Annotated in this window: 11 protein-coding genes; 6 read left to right on the top strand and 5 right to left on the bottom strand. The window is 74.3% G+C overall.

Annotation, left to right across the window (positions count from 1 at the left end):
* The first annotated feature begins 8 nt into the window (after positions 1 to 8).
* Positions 9 to 974, top strand: coding sequence for a DeoR/GlpR family DNA-binding transcription regulator (locus ACZ3KJ_RS09455; protein ID WP_467525974.1), 966 nt, complete (start codon positions 9 to 11; stop codon positions 972 to 974).
* A gap of 1,079 nt (positions 975 to 2,053) precedes the next feature.
* On the opposite strand, the gene ACZ3KJ_RS09450 is transcribed toward ACZ3KJ_RS09455, so the two are convergent.
* On the bottom strand, positions 2,054 to 3,829 hold the full coding sequence (locus tag ACZ3KJ_RS09450) for an acetyl/propionyl/methylcrotonyl-CoA carboxylase subunit alpha (protein WP_467525972.1): 1,776 nt from the start codon (positions 3,827 to 3,829) through the stop codon (positions 2,054 to 2,056).
* A 375-nt stretch (positions 3,830 to 4,204) separates the two neighbouring features.
* On the opposite strand from ACZ3KJ_RS09450, the gene ACZ3KJ_RS09445 reads away from it, so the two are divergent.
* Complete coding sequence (locus tag ACZ3KJ_RS09445; protein WP_467525970.1) at positions 4,205 to 4,780, top strand: hypothetical protein; 576 nt, start codon at positions 4,205 to 4,207, stop codon at positions 4,778 to 4,780.
* On the opposite strand, the gene ACZ3KJ_RS09440 is transcribed toward ACZ3KJ_RS09445, so the two are convergent.
* The 4 genes from ACZ3KJ_RS09440 to ACZ3KJ_RS09425 form a co-directional block, all read right to left on the bottom strand.
* Positions 4,752 to 5,369, bottom strand: coding sequence for a Maf family protein (locus ACZ3KJ_RS09440; protein WP_401696392.1), 618 nt, complete (start codon positions 5,367 to 5,369; stop codon positions 4,752 to 4,754). The two genes, ACZ3KJ_RS09445 and ACZ3KJ_RS09440, sit on opposite strands and share 29 nt — an antisense overlap.
* 93 nt (positions 5,370 to 5,462) lie before the next feature.
* Entirely contained in the window at positions 5,463 to 5,591 is a 129-nt protein-coding gene (mmpB, locus tag ACZ3KJ_RS09435; protein WP_389513645.1) for a morphogenic membrane protein MmpB, read from the bottom strand.
* Between the two features lie 102 nt (positions 5,592 to 5,693).
* A complete protein-coding gene (locus tag ACZ3KJ_RS09430) occupies positions 5,694 to 5,900 on the bottom strand; it encodes an acyl-CoA carboxylase epsilon subunit (protein WP_389513647.1) in 207 nt (68 codons plus the stop codon).
* 9 nt (positions 5,901 to 5,909) lie between these two features.
* Positions 5,910 to 7,514, bottom strand: coding sequence for an acyl-CoA carboxylase subunit beta (locus tag ACZ3KJ_RS09425; protein ID WP_467525967.1), 1,605 nt, complete (start codon positions 7,512 to 7,514; stop codon positions 5,910 to 5,912).
* Between the two features lie 110 nt (positions 7,515 to 7,624).
* On the opposite strand from ACZ3KJ_RS09425, the gene ACZ3KJ_RS09420 reads away from it, so the two are divergent.
* The 4 genes from ACZ3KJ_RS09420 (at position 7,625) to ACZ3KJ_RS09405 (ending at position 12,404) form a co-directional block, all read left to right on the top strand.
* Entirely contained in the window at positions 7,625 to 8,491 is an 867-nt protein-coding gene (locus ACZ3KJ_RS09420; RefSeq protein WP_467525965.1) for a biotin--[acetyl-CoA-carboxylase] ligase, read from the top strand.
* 440 nt (positions 8,492 to 8,931) lie between these two features.
* Positions 8,932 to 10,095 (top strand): adenylate/guanylate cyclase domain-containing protein, encoded by a 1,164-nt coding sequence (locus ACZ3KJ_RS09415; protein WP_467525963.1) that lies wholly within the window; start codon positions 8,932 to 8,934, stop codon positions 10,093 to 10,095.
* 254 nt (positions 10,096 to 10,349) lie between these two features.
* Entirely contained in the window at positions 10,350 to 11,150 is an 801-nt protein-coding gene (locus tag ACZ3KJ_RS09410; RefSeq protein WP_467526346.1) for an enoyl-CoA hydratase/isomerase family protein, read from the top strand.
* Positions 11,151 to 11,258: 108 nt separating this feature from the next.
* Entirely contained in the window at positions 11,259 to 12,404 is a 1,146-nt protein-coding gene (locus ACZ3KJ_RS09405) for a GGDEF domain-containing protein (protein ID WP_467525961.1), read from the top strand.
* The last annotated feature ends 13 nt before the right edge of the window (positions 12,405 to 12,417 follow it).

Genomic DNA, 12,417 nt, shown 5'->3' with positions numbered 1-12,417 from the left:
TCAGTTTCGTGTTCGCTGCAGAACGTCGCCAATTGATCCTCGAAATGGTGCGAGCGAACGGAGCCGTGTCGCTCCGTGAGCTCGCCCGCGTCGTCCAGACCTCCGAAGTGACCGTACGGCGGGACGTGCGCGCACTGGAGGCAGAAGGACTCCTCGACCGCCGGCACGGCGGTGCGGTACTGCCGGGCGGTTTCACGCGGGAGTCCGGCTTTCCGCAGAAGTCCCATCTCGCGACCGCCGAGAAGACCGCCATCGCCGACCTCGCCGCCAACTTCGTCGAAGAGGGCGAGGCCATCGTGGTCGGGGCGGGGACCACCACCCAGGAGCTGGCCCGCCGGCTCGCCCGGGTGCCCGGACTCACCGTGGTCACCAACTCCCTCCTGGTCGCCCAGGCGCTGGCCCACGCCAACCGGGTGGAGGTCGTGATGACCGGCGGCACGCTCAGGGGGTCCAACTACGCCCTCGTCGGCAGCGGAGCCGAACAGTCCCTCCAGGGGCTCAGGGTCTCCCGGGCCTTCCTCTCCGGCAGCGGCCTCACCGCCGAGCGCGGGCTCTCCACGTCCAACATGCTGTCGGCCTCGGTCGACCGGGCCCTCGTCCAGGCGGCCGCCGAGGTCGTCGTCCTCGCCGACCACACCAAGCTGGGCACCGACACGATGTTCCAGACGGTCCCCACCGACGTCATCACCCGCCTGGTCACGGACGAGCCACCCGCCCACGACGACCGCGCCCAGACCGAGTTGCAGGCCCTGGCGGACCAGGGAGTGCAGATCTCGGTGGCCGGGGCGTCGGGAAACCCGGGGGGTGACGCGGTCCCGGCGCGTCGCCAGCAGCAGCGCCGGGACGTCCCCCTGCCCGCGCCCCGCCGCGGCCAGGTCCCCGGCGCCGCGCCGGGCCTCCGCGCCACCACGGTCCTGGGCGAACAGCCCCCCGGCGGGGAACGGGCCAGGGTGGCCGACCTGCGCCGACGGTGAGACGACGACGGCCCCGGCCGGCGTGGGCCGCCGTGAGGGTCCGGTCGAGCGGGCCGAGTCGCCGTTGCGGTGGGGCTGGCTGATCGGGCCGAGTCGCCGTTGCGATGGGGCTGGCTGATCGGGCCGAGTCGCCGCTGTGACGGGACCGGCTGATCGGGCTGAGCCGCCGCTGTGACGGGACCGGCTGATCGGGTCGGTCCGGTCGACGTGGCCGCGTGATCGCGTGGCCGACGTGAGCGCTGGCCGGCCGTGGCACGCCCCGCCTCACGACGGGTCCAGCGGACGGCGGAGCACCGTCCACGGGCCCACGGCGACGGAGCCGAGGGGCGCGGGCGGCCGAGTGCCAGCCCGCCCACGCACCCCCGCGGCCACCGGCACACCGCCCACCGGCACGCCTCCTGGCGCCCGCGAAGCCACTCCGGCCCGTGCGCCCGCCGCCACCCGCGCGAAGGGGCGGAGGCCGCCGCTGCGGGCCTCCGGGCCGTTCGCCCTGCGCAAGCCGCTTGCCTTGCGGAAGCCGTTCGCCCTGCGGAAGCCGTTCGCCCTCGCGGGGGCAGACGCGAAGCCGCTCCGTGCCGACGCGAAGCCGCTCCGTGCCGCACGTCGCCCGGTGACGGGGCCGAGGTGCGGGATGCGTCCGTCAGCGGACGCCGGGGCTTCGGGGCGTCGGGCGCCTCCGTCAGCCGACAGGGCCGTGCGGTGCGCCGCACGTGCCGGCCCGAGTGCGGCCTGCGCCGAGTGGGGCTTCCGCCGGGCGCGGGGCCCGCGCCGGTTCGCGGGGTCTCCGCCGGAGTGCGAGCCCCCCGGCGGATCCCCCCGGCGTGTGAGCCCCCGGTGTGAGCCTCCAGCCGGAGCCCCCGGTGTGTGAGCCTCCAGCCGGAGCCCCCGGTGTGTGAGCCCCCGGCCGGAGCCCCCGGTGTGTGAGCCCCCGGCCGGAGCCCCCGGTGTGTGAGCCCTCGGCCGGAGCCCCCGGCGTGTGAGCCTCCGGCCGGAGCCCCCGGCCCGTGTCCCGGAAAGCAAGGCGCCCGGCGGTCCGGAAGGTGCGGGCCGCCGGGCGTCTGGACGCCGGGTGAGGGGGGTCAGTCCTTGATCTCGCAGATGGCCGCGCCGGACGTGATCGACGCGCCGACCTCGGCCGACAGGCCCTTCACGGTGCCGGAGCGGTGCGCGTTCAGCGGCTGCTCCATCTTCATCGCCTCCAGGACGACGATCAGGTCGCCCTCCTGGACCTCCTGGCCCTCCTCGACGGCGACCTTGACGATCGTGCCCTGCATCGGGGAGGCGAGGGTGTCGCCGGAGGCGACGGGGCCGGACTTCTTCGCCGCGCGGCGCTTCGGCTTGGCGCCGGCCGCCAGGCCCGTACGGGCCAGGGACATGCCGAGCGAGGCCGGGAGGGAGACCTCCAGGCGCTTGCCGCCGACCTCGACGACGACCGTCTCACGGCCGCCCGCGTCCTCCTCCGCCTCGGCGTCGGCCGGCGAGGCGAAGGGCTTGATCTCGTTGACGAAGCCGGTCTCGATCCAGCGGGTGTGGACCGTGAACGGGTCGGTGGAGCCGGTCAGCTCCGGAGCGAACGCCGGGTCCCGCACCACCGCGCGGTGGAACGGGATCGCCGTGGCCATGCCCTCGACCTGGAACTCCTCCAGGGCGCGGGAGGCCCGCTCCAGGGCCTCCTTGCGGGTGCGGCCGGTGACGATCAGCTTGGCCAGCAGCGAGTCCCAGGCCGGGCCGATGACCGAGCCGGACTCCACGCCCGCGTCCAGCCGCACACCGGGACCGGTCGGCGGGTCGAACGCGGTGACCGTGCCGGGGGCGGGCAGGAAGTTGCGGCCCGGGTCCTCGCCGTTGATGCGGAACTCGAACGAATGACCGCGCAGCACCGGGTCGCCGTAGCCGAGCTCCTCGCCGTCGGCGATGCGGAACATCTCGCGGACGAGGTCGATGCCGGCGACCTCCTCGGTGACCGGGTGCTCGACCTGGAGACGGGTGTTGACCTCCAGGAACGAGATCGTGCCGTCGTTGCCGACGAGGAACTCCACCGTGCCGGCGCCGACGTAGCCGGCCTCCTTCAGGATGGCCTTCGAGGAGGAGTACAGCTCGGCGATCTGCTCGTCGGACAGGAACGGCGCGGGCGCCTCCTCGACCAGCTTCTGGTGGCGGCGCTGGAGGGAGCAGTCACGGGTGGAGACGACCACCACGTTGCCGTGGGTGTCGGCGAGGCACTGCGTCTCGACGTGGCGCGGCTGGTCGAGGTAGCGCTCGACGAAGCACTCGCCCCGGCCGAAGGCGGCGACGGCCTCACGGACGGCGGAGTCGTACAGCTCGGGGACCTCGTCGAGGGTGCGGGCGACCTTCAGGCCGCGGCCGCCGCCGCCGAAGGCGGCCTTGATCGCGATCGGGAGCCCGTGCTCCTTGGCGAAGGCGACGACCTCCTCGGCGCCGGACACCGGGTCGGGCGTACCGGCGACCAGGGGCGCGCCCGCGCGCTGGGCGATGTGACGGGCCGCCACCTTGTCGCCGAGGTCGCGGATGGCCTGCGGGGGCGGGCCGATCCAGATCAGGTCCGCGTCCAGGACCGCCTGGGCGAAGTCGGCGTTCTCGGAGAGGAAGCCGTACCCCGGGTGGATGGCGTCCGCGCCGGACTCGCGCGCGGCGTTCAGCACCTTGCCGATGTCGAGGTAGCTGGTCGCCGGAGTGTCACCGCCCAGGGCGAACGCCTCATCCGCGGCGCGGACATGCAGAGCGTCCCGGTCCGGCTCCGCGTAGACGGCAACGCTCGCGATACCGGCATCCCGGCAGGCCCGGGCCACACGGACTGCGATTTCGCCACGGTTGGCGATGAGCACCTTGCGCACGATTGAGGCTCCCTCCTTGAAACAAGCCGAGTTTAGGGACTGCCGACACGGCTCTTCGACCCGTCCCCTCAGGTGAGCTTGCCCACACGGAGCGTGATACCAGGCTCACTCGACCGCGAAATCCCTTGCAGTACCGCCGTACGCAGCACTCCTTCCGGAAACCCTAGCCCTCTACTGTGGCCAAGGTCTCTGTGAGGGCGTGCTGCGGCCCACTCTGTTTCTTTGTCGAGTCCCTACGAATGGCCCAACGATTCTTTGCCGACCGCCGGACCCTTGTCCCGCCGTTTACCGGTTAGTAGCGTTCGCGATGTCTCGAACGTACTAGGGGTAACCACAGTCCCTCCGAGGGCTGGGACGAGAGTGGGTGGGGAACCGGTGGTGCGCAGACCCGTGGCGGCGGTCGTGGCGCTCGTGCTCTTCGGGGAGGCGCTCGGCGTGGCGGCGCTGAACTGGTTCCTCGGGATGGTCGTGGACCGGCAGGACATGTCCCTGGCGGGTCTGGACCCGGACACGATGTCGGCCTCGGCGAAGGCCGGCGGAATCGTCTTCGGCCTCTACTTCGCCGCGTGCGGACTGGTCGCGCTGCTGGTGGCGGTGCGCGACCGGCAGCCCGCCGGGTTCGGCCGCGTCCTGCTGATCAGCGCCGCGGTGGTGCACGGGCTGCTGGGCGCGTTCGCGTGGGGGCTGGTGGGCCCGTCGGCGTTCGCGTTCATGATGGCCGTGCTGGCGCTCATCGTGCTGCTGCTGATGACGTACGACCGTCCGGTGGACGCGGGCGGGGGCGCGGCCGCCCCGCAGCCGCGCGACGGCGGCCCTCAAGGCGGCCCCCAAGCCGGCCCCCGAGGCGGGCCCCAGGGCGACACGCCCGGCGACCCGCCGACGGACGGCGGCGGCGCGCCGCGGGGCGGCGCGCCCGCTCCGGTCACTCCGCCGGCGCCCACAACTCCGTGATGCCGACCCCCAGCTCGGCCAGCAGGCGCCGGACGAGGGGCAGGCTGATGCCGATGACGTTGCCGTGGTCGCCGTCGATGCCGTCGACGAACGGGGCCGACCGGCCGTCCAGGGTGAACGCCCCGGCGACGTGCAGCGGCTCGCCCGAGGCGACGTACGAGGCGATCTCCTCGTCCGTGGGCTCACCGAAGCGGACCACGGTGGAGGCGACGCCGGAGACGTACCGGCCGGTGGCGGTGTCGTAGACGCAGTGCCCGGTCTGGAGCGTGCCCGCCCGCCCGCGCATGGCCTTCCAGCGGGCGGTGGCCTCCTCGGCGTCCGCGGGCTTGCCCAGGGCCTGGCCGTCCAGGTCGAGGACCGAGTCGCAGCCGATCACCAGGGCGCCCTTGACCTCGGGCTTCGCGGCCACGACGGAGGCCTTCGCCTCGGCGAGGGCGAGCGCCAGCTCGGCGGGGGTGGGAGCGGTGACGGCGTCCTCGTCGACCCCGCTCACGATCACCTCGGGGTCGAGCCCGGCCTGCCGCAACAGGCCCAGCCGGGCGGGGGACTGGGAGGCGAGCACGAGTCGGCGGCGCGGCTGATCAGTCATGCGGCCAGCGTATCGGCGCGCCGCGGGGCCTTCACACCCGTCACGCGGCACCCGCGACGCCCCGGGCCGGCCGGCCCCTCCGCGGCCGGCCGCTCACCGCACGCCGATCACGATCATCGCGAGCACCATGGCCAGCGCCATGAGGAGACCGAGCCGCCGCAGCATCGCCTGCATGTCGCGCAGTTCCTCGGGCGGCTCGTTCTCGGGATCGGACCACAGCATGGTCCCCAGCGTGCGGCGAAGCCGTGGCCGGCGCCTGAGTACGCGTACTCAACTTCCCGCCGCGCCCCACGGCCCGTGCCCCGCCGCCCGCGTGTCCGGGGCCTAGCCGGGCCAGTACGTCCGCGCCCAGGTGGCCGGTCCCGGCTGGGGCAGGCGGTGGGCGGCGATGCGGGACGGGTCCGACCAGGAGTCGCGGGAGCCCTGCGCGCCGGACGGCGTGGCGGCCGCCGCCGCGGCGCGGGCCCGGACCACCGCCAGAGCGGCGGCCAGCTCCTCAGGGGTCGGGTTGCCCCGTACGACCTTGATCACAGCGGCTCCTTACAGGGGGATGTTGCCGTGCTTCTTCGGAGGGAGGGATTCCCGCTTGGTCCGCAGTTGACGCAGCCCGCGCACGATGTGCCGGCGGGTGTCCGACGGCATGACCACCGCGTCCACGTAGCCGCGCTCGGCCGCCACGTAGGGGTTGAGGAGGGTGTCCTCGTACTCCTGGATGAGCCGGGCCCGGACGGCCTCGACGTCCTCACCGCCCGCCTCGGCCTCCGCGAGGGTGCGGCGGTGCAGGATGTTGACCGCGCCCTGGGCGCCCATCACGGCGATCTGCGCGGTGGGCCAGGCCAGGTTGAGGTCGGCGCCCAGGTGCTTGGAGCCCATCACGTCGTACGCCCCGCCGAAGGCCTTGCGGGTGATGACCGTGATCAGGGGGACGGTGGCCTCGGCGTAGGCGTAGATCAGTTTCGCGCCGCGGCGGATGATGCCGTCGTGCTCCTGGTCGACGCCGGGCAGGAAGCCCGGCACGTCGACGAAGGTGAGCACCGGGAGGTTGAAGGCGTCGCAGGTGCGCACGAAGCGCGCCGCCTTCTCGGAGGCCTTGATGTCCAGGCAGCCCGCGAACTGCATCGGCTGGTTGGCGACGATGCCGACCGGGCGGCCCTCGACGCGGCCGAAGCCGGTGAGGATGTTCGGCGCGTACAGCGGCTGCGTCTCGAAGAACTCGGCGTCGTCCAGGACGTGCTCGATCACCGTGTGCATGTCGTACGGCTGGTTCGCGCTGTCCGGGACGAGCGTGTCCAGCTCCAGGTCCTCGCCGGTGACGGTGAGGTCGGCCTCCTCCGGGAACGACGGAGGCTCGGAGAGGTTGTTGGACGGCAGGTACGACAGCAGCTGCTTGACGTACTCGACGGCGTCCTTCTCGTCGCCGGCCATGTGGTGGGCCACGCCCGAGGTGGCGTTGTGGGTGCGGGCGCCGCCCAGCTCCTCGAAGCCGACGTCCTCGCCGGTGACCGTCTTGATGACGTCGGGGCCGGTGATGAACATGTGCGAGGTCTGGTCGACCATCACGGTGAAGTCGGTGATCGCCGGCGAGTAGACCGCGCCGCCCGCGCACGGGCCGACGACCAGGCTGATCTGCGGGATCACCCCGGAGGCGTGGGTGTTGCGGCGGAAGATCTCGCCGTACGCGCCGAGCGAGGCCACGCCCTCCTGGATGCGGGCGCCGCCGGAGTCGTTGATGCCGATGACCGGACAGCCGGTCTTCAGCGCGAAGTCCATGACCTTGACGATCTTCTGCCCGTAGACCTCGCCCAGCGCCCCGCCGAAGACGGTGAAGTCCTGGGAGAACACGGCGACCGGGCGGCCGTCGACGGTCCCGTAGCCCGTCACGACGCCGTCCCCGTAGGGGCGGTTGGCCTCCAGGCCGAAGTGGGTCGAGCGGTGGCGGGCGAACTCGTCCAGCTCGACGAAGGAGTCCTCGTCGAGGAGGAGTTCGACGCGCTCACGGGCCGTCAGCTTGCCCTTGGCGTGCTGCTTCTCCACGGCACGTGCGGAGCCGGCGTGCGTCGCCTCCTCGACGCGGCGCCGGAGATCCGTGAGCTTCCCCGCGGTCGTGTGGATGTCGATCTCTTGACGCTCTTCCGGCTCGGACATCGGGATACGGCTCCCTGCCTGCTCAAAAGGGGGGACGGTTACTCATCCGTAGCGTAGTGGTGGCCCTACTGGTCGGCAGTGCGGTGTTTACCACACCTAGGGTGGCTTGCATGACGCCGCGAGATGCATCAGACGACCCCCACAGCCGCTGGTCCGACCTGGACCGGCCTCCGCTCAACGCCGCGGCGCTACGGCGCGGGCTCGTCCGGGAGGGCGGGCTGTGGACCGGGCTGGACGTCGTGGCGCGGACCGGGTCCACCAACTCCGACCTGGTGGCGCTGGCGGCCGCCGGGAAGGCGGCCGAGGGCGCCGTCCTGGTCGCCGAGGAGCAGAGCGCCGGACGGGGGCGCCTGGACCGGCGGTGGACGGCACCGGCCCGCTCCGGGCTGTTCTTCTCCGTCCTGCTCGAACCGAGCGGGATCCCGGTGGCCCGCTGGGGCTGGCTGCCGCTGCTCACGGGCGTGGCGGTGGCGACCGGTCTCGCCCGCGCGGCGGGCGTGGACACGGCGCTCAAGTGGCCGAACGACCTGCTGGTGACCGTGGGCGGCGAGGAACGCAAGGCCGGCGGCATCCTCGCCGAGCGGGCCGGGGAGGACGGCGTCGTCGTCGGCGTCGGCATCAACGTCACCCTGCGCGCCGCCGAGCTCCCGGTGCCGCAGGCGGGGTCGCTGGCGCTGGCCGGGGCGGTGAGCACCGACCGGGATCCGCTGCTGCGGGCCGTGCTGCGGTCGCTGGAGGAGTGGTACGGGCGCTGGCGCGCGGCCGACGGCGACCCGGCCGACAGCGGACTCCAGGAGGTGTACACGGCGGGCTGCGCGACCCTGGGCCGCTCGGTGCGCGCCGAGCTGCCGGGCGGGCGCTCCCTGGTGGGCGAGGCGGTCGCCGTCGACGGCGACGGCAGGCTCGTGATCGCCACGGAGAAGGGGGTGCAGGAGCCGGTGGGGGCGGGGGATGTGGTGCATCTGCGTCCGGCGTGAACGCGGGTGACGGTGGCGCTGACGGGGCCGGTCGGGGCGCCGGGGGGATGGGTCCCGGTCCCGGCGGGTCTCGGCTCCGGCGGGTCCCGGTCCTGGCGGGTCTCGGCTCCGGAGGGTCCCGGTCCTGGCGGGTCTCGGCTCCGGCGGGTCTCGGTCCTGGCGGGTCCCGGTCCTGGCGGGTCTCGGCTCCGGCGGGTCTCGGTCCCGGAGGGTCTCGGTCCCGGCGGGTCCTGGCTCCGGCGGGTCCCGGTCCCGGAGGGTCCCGGCTCCGGCGGGCCCCAGTGGTGGCGGGCCCCGGTGGTGGCCGTCCGGGCCGGGTGGCCTTGCTCCGGGCGGCGGGGTGCCCTCCGGTTCCGGCTTGCGGAGTGAGCTGGCGCACACCTGCCGTAGAGTTGAGGCCGGTCGATACCTGACCGCTGTAGATCGGAAGGGCAGCAGGCGTGACCGTCGACGACACGGGCTCCGGCGCGGGCGCGGACGGCCGGGTTGACCATCCTCCGCACTCGGCCTCGGCCGGGCGGGGGGACCCCCAGGCCCCCGAGTCCGGCGACGACCCGCTCGCCCTGCGCCTGGAGCAGCTCATCCTCGGCGCCGAGCGGCGCTACACCCCCTTTCAGGCGGCCCGCAGCGCCGGTGTCTCCATGGAGCTGGCGTCCCGTTTCTGGCGGGCGATGGGCTTCGCCGACATCGGGCAGGCCAAGGCGCTCACCGAGGCCGACGTGCTGGCGCTGCGGCGGCTCGCGGGTCTGGTGGAGGCGGGCCTGCTGAGCGAGGCGATGGCGGTGCAGGTGGCCCGGTCGACCGGGCAGACCACCGCCCGGTTGGCGGAGTGGCAGATCGACTCCTTCCTGGAGGGGCTGACCGAGCCGCCCGAGCCGGGGATGACCCGCACCGAGGTCACGTACCCGATCGTCGAGCTGCTGCTGCCCGAGCTGGAGGAGTTCCTCGTCTACGTGTGGCGCCGGCAGCTCGCCGCCTCGGCCGGGCGGGTCGTGCAGGCCGCGGACGACGAGGAGATGGTCGACCGGCGGCTCGCGGTCGGGTTCGCCGACCTGGTCGGGTTCACACGGCTGACCCGCCGGATGGAGGAGGAGGAGCTCGGCGAGCTCGTCGAGGCCTTCGAGACGACCGCCGCCGACCTGGTCGCCGCGCGGGGCGGGCGGCTCATCAAGACGCTGGGCGACGAGGTGCTGTACGCGGCCGACGACGCCGGTACCGCCGCCGACATCGCGCTGCGTCTCGTGGAGACGATGAGCAACGACGAGACGATGCCCGAGCTGCGTGTCGGCATGGCGTTCGGGACGGTGACCACCCGGATGGGCGATGTCTTCGGCACGACCGTCAACCTGGCCTCGCGGCTGACGTCGATAGCGCCGCGGGACGCCGTGCTCGTCGACAGCGCGTTCGCCGAGGAGGTCGTCCGCACCGGGGACGCGCCCGCCTCCGAGGCGGAGGCCGCCGAGGAGGCCGTCGCCGCGGAGAAGGAGGGCAAGGAGCCGCCCGTCTACCGCTTCGCGCTCCAGCCGATGTGGCAGCGGCCGGTGCGCGGCCTCGGCGTGGTCGAGCCCTGGCTGCTGACCCGCCGCGACGACGGCGGCCGCTGACGACGCCCCCCAGGACCCGAACGGGCCGACGCACGGGCCGACGCGCGGGCCGACGCGCGGGCAGACGACGGGGACGCACGACCCCGGCCGGCCCGGCGGCCGGCGCCGGCACCCCGCCCGCCCTTCACCCCGCCCGCTCTTCCCCCCGTCCACCCGGCCTGCGATCATCGGGCGAGCGGTAGCTGTTAACCCGCGTTAACCAGTGTCGATCTGTCGATCCGGAGGGTGTCGTGAGCGGTGACGTGAGCGGTGTCGTGCGTGAGGAGCGGTTCGGGGAGTCCGTGCTGGTGCGGCGGCACGGGGACGGGCACGTCGCCGAGCTGGCCCTGGACCGGCCGAAGGCCATGAACGCCGTCTCGACGGAGCTGGCCCGGTCGATCGCGGCGGCCTGCGCGGCGCTGGGCGGCGACCGGGAGGTGCGGGTGGTCGTGGTGACCTCCACGCACGAACGGGCCTTCTGCGTCGGCGCCGACCTGAAGGAGCGGAACTCCCTCACCGACGCCGAGCTGGTGCGGCAGCGACCGGTGGCGCGGGGTGCGTACACCGGGGTGCTGGAGCTGCCGGTGCCGACGGTGGCGGCGGTGCACGGGTTCGCGCTGGGCGGCGGGTTCGAGCTGGCGCTGGCGTGCGACGTGATCGTGGCGGACCGTACGGCCGTGGTCGGGTTGCCCGAGGTGTCGGTCGGGGTGATCCCGGGCGGTGGCGGGACGCAGCTGCTGCCCCGGCGGGTGGGGGCGGCACGTGCCGCCGAGCTGATCTTCAGCGCACGGCGGGTGGAGGCGGCGGAGGCGCGGGAGCTGGGGCTGGTGGACGTCCTGGTGGAGGCGGGGCGGGACCGCGAGGAGGCGTTGGCGCTGGCCGCGCGCATCGGGGCGAACTCCCCGGTGGGGCTGCGGGCGGCCAAGCGGGCCCTGCGGCTGGGGCAGGGGCTGGATCTGCGGGCCGGACTGGAGGTCGAGGACGCGGCCTGGCGGGCGGTGGCGTTCTCGGGCGACCGGGCGGAGGGCGTGGCGGCGTTCAACGAGAAGCGGACGCCCCGGTGGCCGGGTGAGTGACGCGGCCCTCCGGCCGGGAGGGGGCGCGGGACACGGGCGCGTCACTTCGGGTGCCTTCTGATGCCTGCTGTTGCCACCTTCGTAGGCAAAAGTCCCTAACCTGGTGAAATGGGTGAGGATGGACGCCTCGCGGCCGTGGTGGCGCTGGCGCAGGGGATGGCGGCCGCGCACACGCCCCGCGAGTCGTGGCGGGCGGCGGCGTTCGGCGCGTGCCGGGCACTGGCCGGCGCGTTCGCCGCGCTCTCGGTGTGGGAGCGGGACCTCGGGCGGCTGCGGGTCCTGGCGAACGTGGGGGACCGGGCGCCGGACGAGGACGAGTTCCCCGAGGGGGAGGCCTATCCGGTGCACCAGTTCCCGGAGATCACCGAGTTCCTGCACGAGCGCTGGGTGGCCGGCGGTGAGCCCAACGCCTGGGTGGAGACGGCGCGGGGGCCCGCCGCCGGGCGGCCCGGCTACTGCCAGCAGCGGGTCGCCGCCCTGCGCCGGCGCGGCCGCGGCTCCTGCGTCGTCGCGCCGATCGTGCTGCACGGCCGCGCCTGGGGCGAGCTGTACGTCGCCCGCTCCACCGGCGCCCCCGTCTTCGGCCGCGCCGACGCCGACTTCGCCACCGTCCTCGCCGCCGTCGTCGCCGCCGGGCTCGCGCAGTCGGAGCGGCTGGAGGAGGCCCGCAGGCTCGCCTTCACCGACGCCCTCACCGGTCTGGCCAACCGCCGCGCCGTCGACGTACGGCTGGAGGAGGCCGTCGAGCGGCACCGGACGCACGGGGAGACGGTGAGCCTCGCCGTGTGCGACCTCAACGGGCTCAAGCGGGTCAACGACACCCAGGGGCACGCCGTGGGGGACCGGCTGCTGGAGCGGTTCGGGTCGGTGCTGTCGCTGTGCGGGGCGATGCTGCCCGGCGCGCTCGCCGCCCGGCTCGGCGGGGACGAGTTCTGTCTGCTCGCCGTCGGTCCGCCGGCCGACGACGTGGTGAAGGTCGCCGGCGAACTGTGCCGGCGGGCCGCCGAGCTGGAGCTCGGCGAGGGCGTGGCCTGCGGGGTCGCCTCCACGGACGACCCCATCGGGCCGGTGCGCTCGGCCCGGCGGCTGTTCCGGCTCGCGGACGCCGCCCAGTACCGGGCCAAGGCCGTACGGGCCGCCCGGCCGGTGGTCGCGGGCCGGGAGGGGCCCGACGACCCCGTCGTACGCCTCGCCGACGAGCCGCCGAGGGGACCGGCAGCCGAACGGCGGAGCTTCCGCGGGCTGCCGAACTGAACCGGCGGTGTGA

Source organism: Streptomyces sp. NPDC003248 (assembly GCF_055563235.1).
Note: the sequence above shows the minus strand (reverse complement) of the source record. Positions and strands in the feature narration are given on the sequence as shown.

Coding starts and splice junctions, on each gene's coding strand:
- ACZ3KJ_RS09405 (WP_467525961.1), top strand. CDS start 11,259: ATGGGTGAGGATGGACGCCTCGCGGCCGTGGTGGCGCTGGCGCAGGGG.
- ACZ3KJ_RS09420 (WP_467525965.1), top strand. CDS start 7,625: ATGACGCCGCGAGATGCATCAGACGACCCCCACAGCCGCTGGTCCGAC.
- mmpB (WP_389513645.1), bottom strand. CDS start 5,591: ATGCTGTGGTCCGATCCCGAGAACGAGCCGCCCGAGGAACTGCGCGAC.
- ACZ3KJ_RS09440 (WP_401696392.1), bottom strand. CDS start 5,369: ATGACTGATCAGCCGCGCCGCCGACTCGTGCTCGCCTCCCAGTCCCCC.
- ACZ3KJ_RS09425 (WP_467525967.1), bottom strand. CDS start 7,514: ATGTCCGAGCCGGAAGAGCGTCAAGAGATCGACATCCACACGACCGCG.